Consider the following 19,665-nt stretch of genomic DNA (forward strand, 5'->3'; position numbering starts at 1 on the left):
ATGTGGGGGATCAGTCGACCCAGGGGACCTGCGGCGACCGGTAGAAGTTCACCTCCTGGGCCGTCCAGCGCGGAGCCTGCTGGGCCAGCCGCTGCCGGAACGACTCCCAGTCGTGGGTCTGCGGCGTCGACCAGCCGAGTTCGGCGATGGCCGGCAGCCGGGGGAAGGCCATGAACTCGATGTCGTCGATGCTGCGCAGGGTCTCCGACCAGAGCGGCGCCTCGACGCCGAGGATCGACTCCTCGCCGACGCCCGGGAGCCGGGTGGCCGGGTCCCAGTCGTACGCGTCCCGGACCTCGATGAGGCCGGCCCAGCTCAGCCCGAGCGGCGTGGAGCGGTCGTACTTCATGTCCAGGTAGGTGCGGTTGGCCGGGGACATCAGCACCTTGTTGCCCCGGGCCGCGGCGGCGGCCACCGAGGCGTCGGTGGCGCCGGTGCCCCAGTACTGCGGGACGACCGAGGTGGGCGGCGACACCTTGGCGATCTCGTGCCAGCCGAAGGCCCGCTTGCCGTACCGGGCGACCATCGGGATGACCCGGTCCATGAAGGTCCGGTACTGCTCGTCGGTGGTGGCGTGTGCCTCGTCGCCGCCGATGTGCAGGTACGGGCCGGGGGTCATCGCGGCGAGTTCCCGGATCACGTCCTCGACGAACGTGTACGTGAGTTCGTCCTCCACGCAGAGCGAGCTGTAGCCGACCGCGATGTCGGTACGCGGCGGCACCGCCACCCCGTCGCAGTTGAGTTCCGCGTACGTCGACTGCGCGGCGTTGGTGTGCCCGGGCATGTCGATCTCGGGCACGATCGTCACGTACCGGGCGGCGGCGTACGCGTTGAGCGCCCGGTACTCGGCCTTGGTCAGGTAGCCGGGGCCGACCCCGTCCACACCGGTGCCGGGACCGCCGCCGACCGTGGTCAGCCGGGGCCAGCTGTCGATCTGGATCCGCCAGCCCTGGTCGTCACTGAGGTGCAGGTGCAGGTGGTTGACCTTGTACTGGCTGATCAGGTCGATGTAGGTGCGGATCTCCGTCGGGGTGTGGAAGTGCCGGGCGAGGTCCAGCATCGCGCCCCGGTAGCCGAACCTCGGCTGGTCGACGATCCGGCCACCCGGCACCGTCCAGGTCCGCCGACTCCGCTCGGACGACTCGACCGCGGCGGGCAGCAACTGCCGCAGCGTCTGGGCGCCGTTGAAGAGTCCCTCGCCGGAGGTGGCCCGGATGGTGACCCCGGACCGGGTGACGTCGAGCTGGTAGCCGCCCCGGCCGACCCGGGCGTCGGCTCCACCGAGCAGCAGGGTGATCCCGAACGGTCGGGAGGAGGCCGCCGGCACCACCGGCAGCGGGTAGCCGGTGGCCGGGCGCAGCACTCCGGCGAGGTGCTCGCCGACCCGGCGCGCCTCGGCCGAACCGAACTGGGTACGGATCAGGGTGGCCGGGCCGAGCCGGAAGTTCGCCCGGGTGTCGGCGGTGGTCTGCATCGGTGCGGGGATGACACTGTCGAGTTGGCGGACGTCTCCGGGCGCGGTGGGCCCACCGGTCGCGGTGGGTGGTCCGGCGGTCGCGGGACCGGCCAGCGCCGGTCCGGCCAACAGGGCCAGGAACAGGGCGGACGCCCTGCGTAGGACGGTCGAGGGGGAACGCATCAGCACCTCCGGCGGGCAGGCGGTGGCGCCAGATCGCCGCTCGACCTGCCCGGGCGCCGCCGCGTCGGCTCAGGCTACATGCGGGTCGGTCGATTCGTAAGCCTTGTTAATTATTTTTGGGCCACGGGCCGGTGGCCGGCGGCACCACCCGGTCCGGAGTGGGCCTCGGCACACCCGCCGCCGGACCACCTGGTGAGCTGCCGGGCACTGCGGTTAGCTGGGCACATGCTGCCGTGGAACGTGGAACTCGCGGGCCGGCTCGACCGTGCCGTCATCAGCTCCGACCTGCTGCGGGACAACCCGCTGGGCGACCCGTACGAGAGACCGGTCTGGGTCTACCTCCCCCCGGGGTACGACGACGACACCGACACCCGCTACCCCACCGTGTACGTCATCCAGGGCCTCACCGGTCACCTCGGCATGTGGGCCAACCGGTCCCCGTTCCAGCAGCCGTTCATCGAGACCGCCGACGCCGTCTTCGCCTCCGGCCGGGCACCCGGCTGCGTGGTCGTCTACGTGGACGCCTGGACCGCGTACGGCGGCTCGCAGTTCGTCGACTCGCCGGGCACCGGCGCGTACCACTCGTACCTCTGCGACGAGGTGGTGCCCTGGGTGGACGCCCGGTACCGGACCATCAACCACCGCGACTCGCGGGCGATCAGCGGCAAGTCGTCCGGCGGCTTCGGCGCCATGATCACGCCGATGCTCCGCCCCGACCTGTTCGGCGCCCTCGCCACCCACGCCGGCGACACCCTCTACGAGTACTGCTACCTGTCGGAGTTCCCCAAGGCGGCCCGCGCGCTGCGCGACCACGACCACGACATCCTCCGCTGGTGGGAGGACTTCCGGTCGCGTACCCCGTTCAGCCGGCCCGGCGACCAGTCGCTGCTGGTCGCGCTGGTCTCCAGCGCGTGCTTCTCCGCCGACCCGGACGGCACCCCGCGACTGCCCTTCGACCCGCGTACCGGGGTGCTCCGGCCGGAGATCTGGCAACGCTGGCTGGACTGGGACCCGGTCCGGATGGTCGACCGGTACGCCGACGCGGTCCGCTCGCTGCGGGCGGTCTGGATCGACGCCGGCACCCGGGACGAGTGGTACCTCGACCTGGGCGCCGAGGCGTTCCGTGCCGAACTCGGCCGGGTCGGCGTGCCGGACGAGCGGATCCACCTCGAACTCTTCGACGGCGGACACGGCGGCATCGACCACCGCTATCCGCTGGCGCTGGCCTGGCTCGCCCAGCGTCTCGCCAGGTAGCCCCGGCGCCCGCACCGGCCGACCGCGCTGGCGGTGGGCCGGTGCGGCGGGGGCTCAACGGCCGAAGGTGGTCAGGAAACGGTCCCGGAAGTCGTTCATCCGCCACACCGGGGCCTGCGCGCCCGGCCGCAGACCGTCCTGCCACTTCCAACCGGAGATCCGGTCCAGTACCGCGCGGTCCCGGGCGACGATCGAGATCGGCACGTCCCGGCTCGCCCCCTCCCCGGTCACCACCGGAGCCGGCTGGTGGTCGCCGAGGAAGATCAGCACCAGGTCGTCGTCGCCGTACGTCTCCACGTAGGAGATGAGGGTGCTGACCGAGTACTCGATGGAGAGCCGGTACTGGGTGCGGACCCGGGCCGGGTCCCGGTACACCTCGTCCTTCGACGGTCCCGCCTTCGCCATCGGCCGGAACACCGAACCGTCGCCGAGTTCGTTCCAGCCGAGCAGGCGGGGCAGCGGGGTCCAGGGCGAGTGGCTCGAGATCAACGGGATCTCCGCCATCACCGGGGCGTGCTCCGGATCCGACCGTTCCCGCTGCTGGAACGCGGCCAGGGTGTACTGGTCGGGCATCGGCGCGAAACTGAACCTCGGGCCCCGGTAGCCGAGGTCCTTGGCACCGTAGAGCCGGTCGTTGTCGAAGAAGTCCGCCTCTGGCCAGGGATCGGTGAGTCCCGGCATCACGGTGACGGTCCGCCAGCCGGCGCGCCGGAACGCGCCGTTGAGGGTCAGCCGGTCGGTGGCGAGCAGGCTCTGGTACCGCTGCTGGTTGTCGGCCCACGCCCCGGAGAGCAGGGTGGCGTGGGCGAGCCAACTGCCGCCACCGGCGGTCGGCGAGGTGAGGAAGGCGCTCCGGGTGCCGTACCCGGCTGCGGCCAGCCGCCGGGTGCCGTCGTCCAGCACCGCGCCGACCTGGGCGAACTCTGGCTCCTCGACCGCGTCGCGCCCGTAGCTCTCGACAAAGGCGATGATGACGTCCTTGCCCCGCAGCGCGGTCAGCAGTTCACTGCCCGGGGTGTCCTGGAACGCGTCGACGGCGGTCTCGGCGGCGAACTTCTCCCGGTCCAGGATGCCTTCGTGGACCTGCAGCACCCGGTGGTACGCGAGCCCGCCCGCGCTCTTCGAGGCGACCGGCAGGTCCGGCACGACCTGCGCGCCGAGCACCGCACAGACCACCCAGGCGGCACCGACCGCCAGGCCGGCCCGGCTCGTCAGCCTGCGGTGCCGGACGACCGTCCGGGCCAGCCGCAGCATCGCGAGCGTCATCAGCACCGGTAGCCCGACGGCGAGCAGCACCGCTCCGGCCACCGCGCCGATCGCCCCGGCCCGACCGACCGCGTCGGTGAGGAAGTTCACCCCGTCGTCGAGCAGCATCCAGTCGATCAGCGGGTCGAACTGACGGTCGAACGCCGTGTAGAAGCCCATGTCCAGGAACTTCAGGATGGTCAACAGGCCCAGGCCGGCGCCGGTCAGCACCGCCGCGACCCGCCGGGCCCGTCCCGGCAGGACGAGGAACAGGGCGAGCGCGAGGACGGCCTCGACCGGGATCCGGGCGAACTGTCCGGGGGTGAACCGGCTGGGCTGGTTCGGTACGACCAGGGCGAGGAAGACCAGCAGGCCGGCCAGGGCGGTGAGCGTCCAGGTCGCGACCCGCCGGGCACTCCGACGCCACCCGGCCGCCGGCGCCGGCGGATCGTCGGCCGGTGCCGGGTCGCCGCTCGTCGTGCGGTCCGGCGTCGTGTCCTCGGCGGTGACCGGGTCGGCCGGCCCGGCGGTCGGCGCCGGCTGGGTGGACAGTGCGTCCTTCGGGGAGGTCGCCGGGGCGGGCGGGGGCGTGCCGTCCGTCGAGGCGGGTGGCGTCGGGTTCGTCACCGGGTCGGCCGGCGTCGGGGCCTTCACCGGGCGAATCCGGCGGCCGGGGTGCGGGGCTGCTCCACTCGGGCCCGGGGCGCCTGGCTCGGCGTACCGCCGTCGCGGTGCCGCCAACGCCAGCGGACGTCCCGACCGAACGACTCGACGAGCAGGACGACGGCGGCTGCCAGCACCGCGACCGTCAGCGGCCGGGGGAGCACGTCGGCGGTCCCGACGACCAGGACGACGCCCTGGGTCGCCGCCACGACCTTCCGCCAGTGCCGGGGCGGCAACGCTCCACGCAGCCAGGGCAGCACCCACATCGCCGCGACGAAGACGTACCGCATGCCGCCGATGGCGAGCACCCAGCCACCGACGGTCGGCGCGACGTAGACGCTGAGCACCATCAGCAGGACCGCGTCGACCTCCATGTCGAACCGGGCGCCGAGCGGGCTGGCGGTGCCGGTACGTCGGGCCACCTGACCGTCGACCCCGTCCAGGGCCAGCGCCACCGCGGCGAGCACGACCAGCAGGGTGACCGGTGTCGGCCGGTGGAACGAGTCGACCGTCAGGGCCGCCACGCCGCCGACGAGTGTGCTCCGGGCCGACGTCACCCAGTCGGCCGGCCCGAGTCGGGCCGCACCCGAGAGGTGCAGGCCCCGGACGAGGGCGGCGCAGACGGCCACCCCGTACGCCGCGCCGACCAGCCAGCCCACGACGCTCAGGCCGACGGTCCCGGCGAGGCCCGCCAGCACCAGGATCTGGCCGATGAGCCCGGCCAGCGGGCCACTTTGAACCTTTGCCACCGTTCCTCCGTGTCTATCGTTGCGCCCCTGATCATGGGTACGGAAAATCCGGCCGAACAGTTCGACAGGATTTCGGATGGGTCGAGGTGAGTTCGGATGATGGGTACCGGAACCGAGTTGACGTGGATCGGATGAGGAGGAACCGGTGAGCCGGCACGCCCGCGCCTTCTGGCTCAACGCGCCCGGCGAGGGCGAGATTCGGTCGACGACCCTGCCCGAACCCGGCCCGGACGAGGTCCTCGTCCGCAGCCGCTGGTCCGGGATCAGCCGGGGCACCGAGACCCTGGTCTTCGCCGGTCGGGTGCCGGAGAGCCAGTACGCGGTGATGCGCGCCCCGTTCCAGGAGGGCGACTTTCCCGCCCCGGTGAAGTACGGCTACCTCAGCGTCGGGGTGGTCGAGGCGGGTCCGGCGGAGCTGCGCGGGCGTACCGTCTTCTGTCTCCACCCGCACCAGACCGTGTACGTCGTCCCGGCCGCCGCCGTGGTGCCGGTGCCGGACGGGGTGCCGCCGGCCCGGGCGGTGCTGGCCGGCACGGTGGAGACCGCGGTGAACGCGCTCTGGGACGCCCCGCCGCTGGTCGGCGACCGGATCACCGTGCTCGGCGCCGGCATGGTCGGCGCCTGCGTCGCGGCCCTGCTCGCCCGCTTTCCCGGGGTCCGGGTCGAACTGGTCGACACCGATCCCGGGCGGGCCGCGATCGCCGCCGCCCTCGGTGTCGACTTCGCCGCACCGGCCGACGCCGCCACCGGCCGTGATCTCGTGGTGCACGCCAGCGCCAGCGCCGCCGGGCTGCAACGCTCGCTGGAGCTGCTCGCCCCCGAGGGCACCGTCCTCGAACTGAGCTGGTACGGCGACCGCGAGGTCAACCTGTCGCTGGGCGGCGTGTTCCACTCCGGTCGGTTGACCATCCGGGGCAGCCAGGTCGGCACCGTCGCGCCGGCCCGTCGGCCCAGTCGCGGCTACGCCGACCGACTGGCCCTCGCCCTGGAACTGCTCCGGGATCCCGCGTTCGACACGCTGCTCACCGGGCGCTCCCGGTTCGAGGACCTGCCGGACGTCCTGCACCGACTCAGCACGGGCGACCTGCCCGCGCTCTGCCACCTCATCGAGTACGACGGAGAGTGATTCGTGTTCAGCGTGACCGTCCGGGACCACATCATGGTCGCCCACAGCTTCCGGGGTGACGTCTTCGGACCCGCCCAGCGTCTGCACGGGGCGACCTTTGTCGTCGACGCGACGTTCCGCCGGGCCGAGCTCGACGCCGACGGCATCGTGGTCGACATCGGACGGGCCGCGACCGAGCTGAAGGACGTACTCGGGGAGCTGAACTACCGCAACCTCGACGACGAGCCGGCGTTCGCCGGAACCAACACCACCACGGAGATCCTGGCCCGGACGATCGCCGACCGGCTCGCCGACCGGGTGCACGCCGGGCAGCTCGGCGCCGGCGCCGACGGACTGGCCGGGATCACCGTCACCCTGCACGAGTCGCACATCGCCTGGGCCAGCTACGAGCGGCCGCTGTGAACACCCCGGCCCGGCCGGGTCCGCGTACCTCGTGGACCCGGCCGGACACCGGCCCCGACCCGGGGTCAGGCGACGGCCAGCCGGGTGCCAGCCCTGATTCGGGCCCGGCCGGCAGTCAGCCGGATGACGGTCCTCGCCCGAGTCCGGGCGGAGCCCGGCCGGCCGGGCGCGCCGGGACCGTCCACGTCGTGCTGCCGAACGACATCGACGACCCGGCCACGCCCAGTGGGGGCAACGTCTACGACCGCCGGCTCTGTCAGGGCCTGACCGCGGCCGGCTGGTCGGTCCGGGAACATCCGGTGACCGGCGGCTGGCCCCGGCCCGACGCCGCCGAACGGGCCGGCCTCGCCGCGCTGCTCGACACCCTGCCGGACGATGCGGTGGTGCTGCTCGACGGGCTGGTCGCCTCCACCGTGCCGGAGGTGCTGGTCCCACGGGCGCGGCGGCTGCGTCTGGTGGTCCTGCTGCACATGCCGCTGGACGCGGAGGAGGCGGCGCTGGGCCGGGCGGAGCGGACCACCCTGGCGAGCGCCGCCGCCGTCGTCACGACCAGCGAGTGGACCCGCCGGCACCTGCTCGACCGGTACGCGCTCTCCGCCGACCGGGTGTACGCGGCGGCGCCCGGGGTGGACCCGGCACCGCTGACCGTCGGCACACAGACCGGCAGGGAACTGCTCTGCGTCGCGGCGGTCACCCCGCAGAAGGGGCACGACGTACTGGTCACGGCCCTGGCGGCGGTCGCCGGGCTGGACTGGCACTGCCGTTGTGTCGGCTCGACGGCACGGGACCCGGACTTCGTCGCGCGGCTGCGCCGGCAGATCGACGGCCACCACCTCGCCGACCGGGTACACCTGACCGGACCGCTCACCGGTGCGGAACTCGCGGCCGCGTATGACGGCACCGACCTGCTGGTACTCGCGTCCCGTGGCGAGACGTACGGCATGGTGGTCACCGAGGCGCTGGCGCGCGGGATCCCGGTGCTGGCCACGGCGGCGAACGGACTGCCCGAGGCGGTGGGACGGGCCCCGGACGGCGGCCGGCCGGGCCTGCTGGTGGCACCGGACGACCCGGACGCGCTGGCCGGCGCGCTGCGCCGCTGGCTCGGTGACGACGACCTGCGCCGGGATCTGCGGCGCGCCGCCGAGCGGCGCCGGGACACCCTCACCGACTGGACCGTCACCGCCGCCCGGGTCGCCGACGTGCTGACCCGGGTACGTCCGGTGTGAACGGTCGCCGGACCGACCCCCTGCCCGCACCGGCCGGTTCTCCCGGCCCCGCCTTCCCCCCGGCTCCCCGGCCGGCGACGACACCCGCAGCGAGGAGAGAGATGAGCACCGAAACCCTGGGATTCGCCGCCTGGCTGGCACTGCGCGAGCCCGCCGACGCGGCGGCCCGGTCGACGGACCTCGTCGAGCAGGTCCGTCGACACCTCGCCGAGACCAGCCCGATCGTCGTCCACGACCTCGGCACCGGTACGGGCTCGATGGGGCGGTGGCTGGCCCCCCGACTGCCCGGCCCCCAGCACTGGGTCATGTACGACCGCGACCCCGACCTGCTGGCCCGGGCCCGGGCCGGGATGGCCGGCAGGGCCGCCGACGGCGGTCCGGTCAGTGTCCAGACCAGAGAGTGTGACATCACCCGGCTCACCGCCGACGACCTCGGCGACGCCACGCTGATCACCGCGTCGGCGCTGCTCGACATGCTGACCGCCGACGAACTCGACCGGATGGTGGGGGCCTGCGCGGACGCGGGCTGTCCGACCCTGTTCACCATCTCGGTGCTCGGCCGGGTGGAGTTCACCCCGGCCGACCCGCTGGACGTCGAGATCGCCGAGGCGTTCAACGCCCACCAGCGCCGGACCGTCGACGGCCGGAGTCTGCTCGGCCCGGACGCCGTCGACGCCTGCGTGGAGGCGTTCCGCCGACGTGGCGTGCCGACCGTCGTCCGGTCCAGCCCGTGGCGGCTCGGGCCGGACCAGGCCGCGCTGATCTCCGAGTGGTTCACCGGTTGGCTGGACGCGGCCGTCGCGCAGCGGCCCGAGTTGGCCGAGCGGGTCGGCGCGTACGCGGACCGGCGGCGGGCCGAGGCGGCGGCCGGCGATCTTGAGGTGGTCCTCCACCACCGGGACATCCTCGCCGGAGGCGAATGAACCTTTGGCGACCCGGGCGCGTATAGCAGGTCGATGTTCACCACGGAGAGCGCGCTCGCACTGCGTCCCGGCACCGTGTCCCCGGTGCCGGCGCCGCCCGACCGCCGGCCCGCGCCGGCCGCGCCGGGAACGTCCGACCGTCGGCCCGGCCCCGCCGCGCCGGCACCACCCGACCGCCGGCCCGGGCGGGTACCGCGACCGGCCGGCCGTCGGCCCGGCCGCCAACCCGCCCCGGCACCGGCCCGCTCGCCGGCCGGGAGTCCGGTCGCCCGGCCGGGCCAGGCCGCCCGGACCGGACGCGGTGCCGGCTGGGCCTGGCTACGACTGCTCGCTGGCGTGGGGATCCTCGGCTTCCTGTTCTGGCGACTCGGCGCCGGTCCGTTCCTTGATGGACTGCGCCTCATCGACGCCGGCGCACTCGCGGCCGCGCTCGGCATCGGCGTACTGACCACGGTCTGCTGCGCCTGGCGGTGGAGCCTGGTCGCCGGTGGACTCGGCGTACGGCTGCCGCTGGGCAGTGCCGTCGCGCACTGCTACCGCGCGGTTTTCCTGAATGCCACTCTTCCCGGTGGGGTACTGGGAGACGTGGACCGCGCGGTGCGACATGGACGGGACGCCGGCGACATCGCGCGCGGCATCCGGGCGGTGGTCTGGGAACGGATCGCCGGCCAGGTGGTGCTGGTCGTGATCGCGTTGGGGCTGCTGTTCGCGTTCCCGTCGCCGGTGCGGGCGTACCTGCCGGTCGCGACCGTGGTGGTGGCGACTGTCGGGATCGGAGTGTTCGTACTGCTCCGCACGCTGCCCCGGGACGGCGCGGCGCGGTGGACCCGTCCGCTGCGTACCGCCGTGGCCGACGTCCGCGACGGGGTGCTCGCCCGTCGTACCTGGCTGGGGGTCCTGCTGGCCTCCACTGTGGTGGTGCTGGGCCACCTGGCGACCTTCCTGGTCGCGGCCCGTACCGCGGGTGCCACCGCCCCGCTGTCCCAACTGGTGCCGCTGACCCTGCTGGCCCTGCTGGCCATGGCGGTACCGGCGAACGTCGGCGGCTTCGGGCCACGGGAGGGGGTGGCGGCCTGGGCGTTCGGCGCCGCCGGCCTGACCGCCGCCCAGGGGGTCGCCACGGCGATGGTGTACGGGGTACTGGTGCTGGTGGCCAGTCTCCCCGGTGCCGTCGTCCTGCTGGTCCGACGACGCCGACGCGGTCCGGCGTCGTCCTAACAAAGGAGAACAATGCACGCACCACTGCCTACCGCCACCGTTCGTACGCAGGTCACGGTCCCGCTCCGCTTCCCCGACGGGTACTCCACGACCGCCCGGGTCTTCTCCTTCGACGGGCTGGTGGACGCCCGGGAGCATCTCGCGTTCGGGCTCGGTGACTGGGCGGCGGCGCGGGACCGGAACGATGTCGACGCGGTGACGCCGCTGGTCCGCCCGCACAGCGAGTGCCTCACCGGCGACGTTTTCGGCAGCCAGCGGTGCGACTGTGGACCACAGCTGCGGGAGGCGGTGCAACGGATCGCCGAGGCCGGCGGCTTCCTGCTCTACCTCCGGCAGGAGGGCCGCGGCATCGGTCTCTACCCGAAGCTCGACGCGTACGCGTTGCAGGACGCCGGCCTGGACACCTACCAGGCGAACGTGGCGCTCGGGCACGGTGAGGACGAACGCGACTACACGGCGGCCGCGCAGATGCTGAACGCCCTGGGGGTGTCACGGCTCGCCCTGCTCAGCAACAACCCGGAGAAGGCCGAACAGCTCGGCCGGCTGGGTGTGACGGTGACCGAGTCCGTGCCGACCGGCCTGTACATGTCCCCGGCCAACGCCAACTACCTGGCGGCGAAGGCGAGCCGGGCGGCCCGTACCGTCGACCGACCGTTCGTCTCCTGAACCGGTCTGTGCCATGAGCGAGCGAAGAACCCAGCCGAGCGAGCGACCGTACGTGCTGCTCAGTTGCGCGACCTCGATCGACGGCTACCTCGACGACGCCACCGACCAGCGGCTGCTGCTCTCCAACGACGAGGACTTCGACCGGGTCGACGGGGTCCGGGCCAGTTGCGACGCGATCCTGGTCGGCGCGAACACGGTCCGGCTGGACAACCCACGACTGTTGGTGCGTTCCCGCCAGCGCCGGGAGCGGCGGCTCGCCAGCGGCCTGCCGGCCTCGCCGACGAAGGTCACCGTGTTGGGCTGCGGGGCGCTCGACCCGGACGCCCGCTTCTTCACCACCGGCGACGTCGACAAGATCGTCTACTGTCCGAGCACCGCCGTGGAGAAGGCGCGGGAACGCCTGGGTGACCTGGCCACGGTGGTGGACGGCGGCGAGCCGGTGAAGCCCGGGTGGCTGTTGGCCGACCTCGCCACCCGGGGAGTGGGCCGACTGTTGGTGGAGGGTGGGGCGACGATGCACACCCAGTTCCTCACCGCCGGCCTCGCCGACGAACTGCACCTGGTGATCGCCCCGTTTTTTGTCGGCGACTGCCGCGCGCCACGGTTCGTCAGCGACGGCCGGTTCCCGTGGCATCCCGGCCGGCGGGCCAGCCTGGTGGAGACCCGGCAGATCGACGACGTCGTCCTGCTGCGCTACGCGCTCTCCGACCGCTTCGAGATGTAAGGAGGGGGCCCTTCCTATCGCTTTCTGTATAGGAAGGGCCCCTTCTTAACACCGTTGGCGGGGTCGGTCGCCATCGCGCGGGGTGGCCGGTGGCGGGGTCGGTCGTTATTCCGCGAGGTATCCGGTGGCGGGGTCGATCTGGGCGAGGAAGTCGCGGATCGCCTCTTCCATCGCCGGCCGGCTCAGCGGGGGCTCGGCGGGGCCGCTGACCCCGAAGCCGTACCGGTGCGGTCCGGTCAGCCAGTCGAAGTCGTACGTGCCGGGCTCGTCGGCCCGCCTCCGCACCCGGAAGTCCTGCCCGTCGACGGTGATCGTGACCGGGTCGCCCTGGTAGCGGGTCCGCAGACGCTCGGGTACGACGCCCGGCTCCGGGTCGGTCGACATGCCTACTCCAGGGGCGATCGGCGGGACGGCGTCGACGGGTACGCGTCGACGACCGCGAAGTAGTGGTCGAGGAAGGCGTCCGGTCGTACGTCGACCGCGACCTCGTGCGGGCTCCGGACGGCGCCGTCCGCGCCCGGTCGCCACGTGGTGACACCCGACGCGGGACCGGGGTCCCGGACGACCGTCACCGCACCGGCGGCGTACGTGCACAGCGACGGTTCGAAGATGGTGGCGGCGGCCAGCGGGTCGTGGAAGGTGACGTCCGGCCGCTCGGCGATCCAGGACGCGGCCATGTCGGCCACCGGCTTGAGCAGCGGATTGCCGCACCGGGCCAGGAAGGCGTCGGCGTTCATCCGTACCCGGGTGGTGACGTCGAGACCGATGGACCGGTGCACCGGGACGGGGGTGGCGTACACCCGCGCGGCGGCGTCGGGGTCGCAGTGGATGTTCCACTCCGGGCCGGGCACGGTGCTGAAGGCGCCACCCATCATGACCAGACCGCGCAGCAGCGACGGAATCTCCGGGTCGACCGCGAACAGCAGCGCCACGTTTGTCAGTGGCCCGATGGCCAGCAGTGTCACCTCGCCGGGATGTGCCCGGATCGTCCGGCGCAGGAACTCCACCGCCGCCCCGGCCGGGAAGGAGGTCTCGTGGTCCCAGCGGGCGAGCGTGGCGGCCTGTGGAGGCGGTCCCTGGACCGGCGGACCGACCAGCGGATCGGCGGCGCCGGGCAGGACCGGTACGTCGCGTCCGGCCGCCCGGCAGAGCACGCTGGCCAGCGCGGCCCGGACCGCCGGCTCGGCACTGACCGTGGTGATGCCGAGCAGGTCGCAGCGCGGCTGCGCCAGCAGGTAGGCGAGGCAGACCGCGTCGTCGATGTCGTTGCCGATGTCGGTGTCCAGCAGGACGAGGCTCTGGTTCTGCACGGCTTCTCCACCGTCGGGTCGCGTCGGAACGGTCGGGTGCGGTCCGGGCGTCGCGCCGGTCAGGGCCGCTTGGGCGTCACCTGAGCGTCGGTCACGGCCGGGCGGGCGTCATCGGGGCGTCGAGCCGGTCACGGTCGGGTTCCGGGCACCGAGGAAGAAGATGCCGGGGAAACCCCGGGTCTCGAAGCCGTCGCTGGGATTGCGGCGCAGGCTCGACCCGTCGATCTTCATCGTACCGGTCCGGTCGTTGCTGACGAAGAAGATCGCACCGCCGCCCTCGTTGGCACGGTTGTCCTCGATGACGCTGCCGGCGATCGTCACGGTGAACCGGTTGCCGTCGGTGTAGATCGCGCCACCGCTGCCGCCGCCCGGGGTGCCGCCCCGGGCCGGGTTGGCGCCCCGGCCGACCGCCCGGTTGTGACTCAGCACGCTGTTGAGCACCACCCAGGAGACACCGATGCTGCTCAACGCACCGCCGTTGGCGCACGTGCCGCCCTGCCCGGAGGCGCCGCCGAAGGTGCTGTTGACGACGTACACCGGTAGGCCCTTGAACTGGCTCAGCACCCGGATCGCGGCGCCGCCGAGGTCGGGGCCGGTCTGGTCGCAGCGGTTGCGGACGAACCGCGAGTTGACCACCTTGAACCGCCCGCCCCGGACGAAGATCGCGCCGCCGCCACCGCCCTCGACCCGGTCCCCGGTGGAGTTGCCGTCGGCGAAGACCAGGTTCTGCACGGTGAGCTGCGGGTGGTCCTGGTCCTGGCAGTGCGACGTGGTCCAGCCCTGTGCCTGGTCACAGGTGTTCATGTAGAGGATCCGACGCATGCCGCCGCCGCTGAGCGTGACCTTGCCGCCGCCGTCGAGCACGATCCGGGGACCGGTCGAGTTCCGGATCTTCGCGGTGGCCTTCATCGTGATGGTCACCGGGGCCGGACCGCAGGAGAAGGTGATCACCCCACCCCTGGCGACCGCCGCGACGACCGCCTCCGAGGTGCAGCTGCGCGGCGTACCGTTCCCGATCACCCGGTCCGGCTTCCTGGTGTCCGCCGCGCGGGCCTCGGCCGGCACCTGGGCCCGACCCCTCGGGTTGCCGGGCCGGGGCAGCGTGGGAACCGACCGGCTCGGCGACGGGCTCGCGGTGGGGGAGGGCGGTGCCGCCGCCGACGCGGTCGGCGTCGGAGCGGCGGTCACGGCGGGGTCCCAGGCCGGTCCCGCCGTCCGGTCCTGCGCCGACGAACCACAACCCACCAGTACGGCGGTGGTCAGCAGCCCGGTGAGGGCCCTCGCGGCCACGATCCTGATGCGCACCGGCAGATGGTACGGCCGGGCGGTGGCCCGGTCGTCGCGCCGGTCACCTGGTCCGGTGTGCGGTGCCGGCCTGTCCTGACCGGAGCATCCCCGCCGGCCCGGGTGGGGTTGCCTCCGTGGCTCGTGCGGCTGGCTGCCGGGCGGGCTGACGGTCTGTTTCGTGACGACTGGAGCCAACTTTCGCTAGTTCATTCAGAACTTTCGCTGGATCGATGGAAAGTGTTAGTGTCAGCAATCGATCTTGTTTGTTCCGAGGTCGTAGCAACCGGTCCATGGGTGCACACTGGACGGTGCCTCCCTGGCCGGGATCCGCGCTCACCAGGAGGAACCGTGACCGCACCGAACCGACGGCGCCCGCGCCGTCGAGCCGCGCTCGCGGCTGGGGGTGCCGCTCTGGCGACACTGCTCGCCGGAGTCGCCGTCGCCCCCGCCACGGCCGCGCCCGCTGCCGCCGACGTCCCGCCACAGGAACCTGGTGTCACCCTGCGCTCGTACGACATGGGCGCCCCGCTGTCGACGCTGTGCACCCTCAAACCCGCACAGACGCCGAACGTCGACAAGCTCATGCCGCAGATCAACTGGGCCAGTACGGACGAGTTCGGCCTCTCCGACCGGTTCATCAGCCACGTCACCGCCAACCTCACCGTGCCGGTGGACGGGACGTACACGTTCCGGCTCACCAGTGACGACGGATCCCGGCTGACCATCGGCGACCAGCGGGTCGTCGACCACGACGGCCTGCACGGCGAAACCTCCCTGGAAGGCTCGGTGGTGCTGACCGCCGGGCTGCACCCGCTCTTCGTCGAGTTCTTCGACAACGGCGGCGGCCAGCTGCTGCGGCTCGAGTGGCGGACACCCGACGCCGACGACTTCGCGCTCGTACCGACGTCGGCGCTGAGCACCGACGCCGGCGTCGTCCGCGTCACGGCGCCCGGCTGGAAGTACTGCGAGGGTGCCGCAGACTCGGCCGGCGACGGCCTGCCACTGGACCGGGTGCACCCGGGCTACACCCTCACCGACCTTCGCCGCGACGGGTTCGAGCCGCAGGTCACCGGTATGGCCTTCCAGCCCGACGGCGACCTGGTGCTGTCCACCTGGGGCGGCACCGACAACGCCACCGGCGAGATCTACGTGGTCGAGGGCGCCACCGGCCGGACCGGCCCGGAACGGGTGACCTACCGGAGGTTCGCCGACGGGCTGCGGGAGCCCCAGGGCGTGGCGGTGGTCGACGGCACCGTGTACGTCAGCCAGAAACACGAGCTGACGGCCCTGCGCGACACCGACCGGGACGGCGTCGCCGACACCCGCCGGACAGTCGCGACCTGGCCGTGGGGCGGCAACTTCCACGAGTTCGCGTTCGGGCTGCTCTACCGGGACGGGTACTTCCACCTCAACCTCTCCGTCGCGATCAACTACGGTGGCGCCACCACGGTGCCCCAGCCGGCGCCGAACCGGGGCACCTCGATCAAGGTGAACGCCCGGACCGGGAAGATCACGTACGTGGCGGGTGGGCTGCGTACCCCCAACGGGATCGGGTGGGGTCCGAAGGGCGAGGTCTTGGTCACCGACAACCAGGGCGGCTGGCTCCCCGCCTCCAAACTGGTCGAGATCAGGCCGGGCGCGTTCTACAACCACTACACGACCCCGGCGGGCCCGTTCGACGACAACCCGGTGGGCCGACCCGTCGCCTGGCTTCCGCAGAACGAGATCGCGAACTCCCCGTCCACCCCGGTGCTGCTGAGGAAGGGCCCGTACCAGGGGCAGCTCGTCGTCGGCGACGTGACGTACGGCGGCCTCCAGCGGGTGTTCCTCGACAAGGTCGAGGGCCAGTACCAGGGCGCGGTGTTCCGGCACACCCAGGGCCTGGAGGCCGGGGTCAACGAGGTGACCCTCGGCCCGGACGGCGCGATCTACACCGGGGGCCTGGGCGCCGGCGGCAACTGGGGCCAGGAGGGCAAACTCACCCACGGCCTGCAGAAGCTGACGCCGAACGGCACCTCGGTCTTCGAGGTCAAGCGGATGCGCGCCTCCCGTGTCGGGTTCGAGCTGGAGTACACCGAACCGCTGTCGGCCGACACCGCGCGGGAGCTCGTGGACGCGTACCAGGTGACGCAGTGGCGCTACGGTGCGACCAGCCAGTACGGCGGGCCCAAGCTCGACCTGGAGACGCTCGCCGTGAGCCGGGCCGAACTGTCCCGCGACCGCCGGACCGTCAAGCTCACCATCCCCGGGTTGCGGGAGAACCGGGTGGTGCACCTGCGGTCACCTCGCCCGTTCACCGCCGCCGACGGGGAGGAGCTGTGGAACACTGAGGCCTGGTACACGCTCAATCAGATCCCGGGTCGGGTGATGCAGCCGCAGACGTTCTACGAGGCCGAGGAGGGCCGGACGGTCGGTGTCGGCATGGCGACCGACCACGCCGCCTACTCCGGCTCCGGGTTCGCCGCCGGGTTCGCCGAGGACGGCTCGTCGACCAGGATCGCCGTCGAGGTCCGCAGGAGCGGGACGTACGACCTGGCGATGCGGTACAGCAACGGTCCGAACCCCTACGCCGGCGAGAAGCAGCTGAGCCTCCACGTCAACGGCGAACGGGTCGGGCAGACGGTCTTTCCCTCCACGGTGACCTGGAAGGAGTGGGCCACCGTCACCACGTCGGTGCGGCTGGCCAAGGGCCGTAACCTGATCGAGTACCGCAAGGAGGCCGCGGACTCCGGGCACGTCAACCTCGACGTGCTCGCCGTACGGCCGCACGGCGAACGCATCACCCTCTTCGACGGCGGCGGGCTGTCCGAGTGGCAGCACACCGACGGACGCGCACCCGAGTGGACCGTCGCCGACGGTGCCATGACGGTACGCAACGGGGACCTGCGTACCGTGCAGGCGTTCGGTGACTTCCGGCTGCACGTCGAGTTCAACCTGCCGCTGTACCCGCCGGACGTGACCGGTCAGGCGCGCGCCAACAGTGGCGTGTACCTCCAGGACCGCTACGAGATCCAGGTGCTGGACTCGTACGGCATCGATCCGCCGCAGACCAACGATGCCGCCGCCATCTACACCCAGAAGGCCCCGGACGTGAACGCGGCCCGGCCGCCGCAGACCTGGCAGACGTACGACATCGTCTACCGGCAGGCCCGGTACGACGCGGCCGGCAACAAGGTCGAGAACCCGCGGGTGACCGTGGTGTGGAACGGCGTCACCGTGCACGACGACGTCGAGATCCTCGGCCCCACCGGCGGCAGCCGACCGGAGGGCCCGGCCTCGGGTGCCATCCGGCTGCAGGACCACGGCAACCCGGTGCAGTACCGCAACATCTGGATCGAGCCGCTCGACAGGTAGCCCGCCGACGGCCCCGACACGGGCGGCCGGGACCGGTTCGCCGGCCTCGCCGCCCGTGTCGTCACAGGTCCGGTTCGGATCGGGCGAGGGACGGACCAACGGCGGCCCACTCTCAGGGGCCGCTGTCCGGGTAGACCTCCACGTCGTAGAGCAACTGCACGTGGCGTCGACCGTTCGTGACGCCCACGAACACCGGGTCACCCGCTGGGGTGCGACCCTGCCGCCACACCTCCTCGCGGGCGGCTTCGCGGGACTCGCCGTGGATCCTGCCTGCCCGGTGCAGTTGCAGGACGCGTCGGGCGGTGACCCGGTCGATGTCGACGTGGACTCGTATCAGGGGCATCCGGCTCCTCCGCCTGTCCGGCGTGCTGGTGCGGTCCGCGACAGTTAGCTTACCATCGTTAAGTTAGCTGAACGCCGTGCTAGATTTCCCGGGTGGTCGTCGCAGAGCCGGACCGTTCGAAGAGCGCCGCGGACGAGCGGGCGGGGCCCGGCAGTACGACGTCGGTGTGGCTCCGGCCTGACCGAGCGCGGGCCCGACGGACTCCACAGTTGACTCTCGACCGCATCGTCGACGCGGCGGTGGGCCTGCTCGACGAACACGGCACCGAGGGGCTGACGATGCGCCGCCTCGCACAGGTACTCGATGTCACCGCGACCGCGGTGTACTGGCACGTCAAGACGAAGGACGACCTCCTCGACCTCGCGCTGGACGAGGTGTTCGGCGCCGTACCCGTACCGGAACCGGGCGAGGACTGGCGCGAGGACCTCCGGGCCCTCGTCCGGGCGTGGCGGGCGGCCATGCTGCGGCACCCGTGGGCGCCGGAACTGATCGGACGCCCGATGCTCGGACCCAACGTCCTGGCACGCACCGAGTTCCTGCAGTCGGCGCTCGTCCGGGGCGGCTACTCGGGGCTCCCGCTCGCGGTGGTGACCCGTACCCTGGCCAACTACGTGATCGGCGCCGCGCTGACCGAAGCCACCTGGCGCCGCAGCGCGAATCCCCGGTTGCGGGCCGCGGCCCGCGACCATGTCGCCGCGAGCGCCGACGCCTATCCGACCCTCAACGCCTCCGGTCACCTGGATGCGGACCGTTGGAGCGACGACCTCCTGTTCGAGGAGGGCCTGAACAGCATCCTCGCGGCTCGGAGACCCCGCGACGACGCACGGAGAGAGGGTGGCGAGGCGCGCTGAGGCGCGGCTCAGGATGGCTGGCGCGCGCCGTGAGCCTGGATGAGTCCCTCGACCCCGCGGAGGAAGGTCTCGCAGATCAGGGCCCGGTCGACAAGGCAGCCGGCCGCCATGGCGCCGTCGCGGAGCATGACGAAGTGCTGCGCGGCGGGCTCGGCCCCGGTTCGCCGGATGCTCGCCATCAAGGTGTTGATCGTGTCGAGGAACCACTGCCGGTGCGCGAGCACGGCCTGGTGCACGGGGTGGTCGGGATCGGGGTACTCGGCCACGGCGTTCAGGAAGGCGCAGCCGCGGAAGCCGGTGGACCGGATGCCCTGGGCGATCGACTCCGCGACGGCCCGTAGGGCGTCGGGTGCCGGTAGGCCGGCGGTGACCGCCTTGTCCACCTGGCCGCGGATGGCCTGGTCGGCCGCCCGCAGGTAAGCGAGGACAAGATCCTCCTTGCCGGGGAAGTGCCGGTAGAAAGTGGCCCGGGTCACCTGCGCCTCGGTGATGATCCGATCGACGCCGACCGAGTGGATCCCCTCCCGGTAGAAGATCCCGGTCGCGGTGTTGAGGAGCCGTTGCCGCGCCTCGGACGGCCGGATCTCCGTCTCGCTACGTGCCATGGGCCCAGTGTAGGGATAGAACGTTCGGTCTTGCGACTTCTCCCTGCCGTCGGGGTGCCGGCCGCTCCTCGCGGCTCGAT

At 72.4% G+C, this 19,665-nt stretch carries 17 protein-coding genes and 1 pseudogene; 10 read left to right on the plus strand and 8 right to left on the minus strand.

Going from position 1 to position 19,665, the window contains the following annotated elements:
- Nucleotides 1-10: 10 nt before the first annotated feature.
- Complete coding sequence (locus V1633_RS24140; RefSeq protein ID WP_331216663.1) at nt 11-1,639, minus strand: beta-N-acetylhexosaminidase; 1,629 nt, start codon at nt 1,637-1,639, stop codon at nt 11-13.
- A gap of 225 nt (nt 1,640-1,864) precedes the next feature.
- Here V1633_RS24140 and V1633_RS24145 point away from each other — a divergent pair, with 225 nt between their 5' ends.
- Entirely contained in the window at nt 1,865-2,893 is a 1,029-nt protein-coding gene (locus tag V1633_RS24145; RefSeq protein ID WP_331216664.1) for an alpha/beta hydrolase, read from the plus strand.
- A 54-nt stretch (nt 2,894-2,947) separates the two neighbouring features.
- Here V1633_RS24145 and V1633_RS24150 read toward each other — a convergent pair whose 3' ends face one another.
- Entirely contained in the window at nt 2,948-4,690 is a 1,743-nt protein-coding gene (locus V1633_RS24150; RefSeq protein ID WP_407952101.1) for an LTA synthase family protein, read from the minus strand.
- A 39-nt stretch (nt 4,691-4,729) separates the two neighbouring features.
- A pseudogene (locus tag V1633_RS24155) lies at nt 4,730-5,550 on the minus strand (CDP-alcohol phosphatidyltransferase family protein); the annotation flags it as partial.
- 145 nt (nt 5,551-5,695) lie between these two features.
- On the opposite strand from V1633_RS24155, the gene V1633_RS24160 reads away from it, so the two are divergent.
- From V1633_RS24160 to V1633_RS24190, 7 genes are all read left to right on the plus strand, one after another.
- Entirely contained in the window at nt 5,696-6,676 is a 981-nt protein-coding gene (locus tag V1633_RS24160; RefSeq protein WP_331216666.1) for a zinc-dependent alcohol dehydrogenase, read from the plus strand.
- A 3-nt stretch (nt 6,677-6,679) separates the two neighbouring features.
- Nucleotides 6,680-7,078: a 6-pyruvoyl trahydropterin synthase family protein gene (locus V1633_RS24165; protein WP_331216667.1), complete on the plus strand. Its 399-nt coding sequence runs from the start codon at nt 6,680-6,682 to the stop codon at nt 7,076-7,078.
- Nucleotides 7,079-7,266: 188 nt separating this feature from the next.
- Nucleotides 7,267-8,304: a glycosyltransferase family 4 protein gene (locus tag V1633_RS24170; protein WP_331216668.1), complete on the plus strand. Its 1,038-nt coding sequence runs from the start codon at nt 7,267-7,269 to the stop codon at nt 8,302-8,304.
- Between the two features lie 101 nt (nt 8,305-8,405).
- On the plus strand, nt 8,406-9,227 hold the full coding sequence (locus tag V1633_RS24175; RefSeq protein ID WP_331216669.1) for a class I SAM-dependent methyltransferase: 822 nt from the start codon (nt 8,406-8,408) through the stop codon (nt 9,225-9,227).
- Nucleotides 9,228-9,260: 33 nt separating this feature from the next.
- A complete protein-coding gene (locus V1633_RS24180; RefSeq protein ID WP_407952095.1) occupies nt 9,261-10,445 on the plus strand; it encodes a lysylphosphatidylglycerol synthase transmembrane domain-containing protein in 1,185 nt (394 codons plus the stop codon).
- Between the two features lie 12 nt (nt 10,446-10,457).
- Nucleotides 10,458-11,111, plus strand: a complete 654-nt coding sequence (locus V1633_RS24185) for a GTP cyclohydrolase II (protein ID WP_331216670.1) — start codon at nt 10,458-10,460, stop codon at nt 11,109-11,111.
- Between the two features lie 13 nt (nt 11,112-11,124).
- Nucleotides 11,125-11,835 (plus strand): RibD family protein, encoded by a 711-nt coding sequence (locus V1633_RS24190; protein WP_331216671.1) that lies wholly within the window; start codon nt 11,125-11,127, stop codon nt 11,833-11,835.
- Nucleotides 11,836-11,940: 105 nt separating this feature from the next.
- On the opposite strand, the gene V1633_RS24195 is transcribed toward V1633_RS24190, so the two are convergent.
- The 3 genes from V1633_RS24195 to V1633_RS24205 all read right to left on the minus strand — a co-directional run bounded on the left by V1633_RS24195 (nt 11,941) and on the right by V1633_RS24205 (nt 14,450).
- Nucleotides 11,941-12,219, minus strand: coding sequence for a hypothetical protein (locus V1633_RS24195; protein WP_331216672.1), 279 nt, complete (start codon nt 12,217-12,219; stop codon nt 11,941-11,943).
- Nucleotides 12,220-12,221: 2 nt separating this feature from the next.
- On the minus strand, nt 12,222-13,145 hold the full coding sequence (locus V1633_RS24200; RefSeq protein ID WP_331216673.1) for a nucleoside hydrolase: 924 nt from the start codon (nt 13,143-13,145) through the stop codon (nt 12,222-12,224).
- A gap of 108 nt (nt 13,146-13,253) precedes the next feature.
- Nucleotides 13,254-14,450: a hypothetical protein gene (locus V1633_RS24205; RefSeq protein ID WP_331216674.1), complete on the minus strand. Its 1,197-nt coding sequence runs from the start codon at nt 14,448-14,450 to the stop codon at nt 13,254-13,256.
- 330 nt (nt 14,451-14,780) lie between these two features.
- On the opposite strand from V1633_RS24205, the gene V1633_RS24210 reads away from it, so the two are divergent.
- Nucleotides 14,781-17,786 carry a family 16 glycoside hydrolase gene (locus tag V1633_RS24210; RefSeq protein WP_331216675.1) on the plus strand — a complete coding sequence of 1,002 codons (3,006 nt, stop codon included), beginning with the start codon at nt 14,781-14,783 and terminating at the stop codon, nt 17,784-17,786.
- Between the two features lie 112 nt (nt 17,787-17,898).
- Here the strand turns inward: V1633_RS24210 and V1633_RS24215 are convergent, their stop codons facing one another.
- On the minus strand, nt 17,899-18,129 hold the full coding sequence (locus V1633_RS24215; RefSeq protein WP_331216676.1) for a hypothetical protein: 231 nt from the start codon (nt 18,127-18,129) through the stop codon (nt 17,899-17,901).
- Nucleotides 18,130-18,338: 209 nt separating this feature from the next.
- On the opposite strand from V1633_RS24215, the gene V1633_RS24220 reads away from it, so the two are divergent.
- Complete coding sequence (locus tag V1633_RS24220; RefSeq protein ID WP_331216677.1) at nt 18,339-18,980, plus strand: TetR/AcrR family transcriptional regulator C-terminal domain-containing protein; 642 nt, start codon at nt 18,339-18,341, stop codon at nt 18,978-18,980.
- 8 nt (nt 18,981-18,988) lie between these two features.
- On the opposite strand, the gene V1633_RS24225 is transcribed toward V1633_RS24220, so the two are convergent.
- Complete coding sequence (locus tag V1633_RS24225; RefSeq protein ID WP_331216678.1) at nt 18,989-19,585, minus strand: TetR/AcrR family transcriptional regulator; 597 nt, start codon at nt 19,583-19,585, stop codon at nt 18,989-18,991.
- Nucleotides 19,586-19,665 lie beyond the last annotated feature (80 nt).

The organism is Plantactinospora sonchi (assembly GCF_036422035.1).
GTDB classification, from domain to species: domain Bacteria; phylum Actinomycetota; class Actinomycetes; order Mycobacteriales; family Micromonosporaceae; genus Plantactinospora; species Plantactinospora sonchi.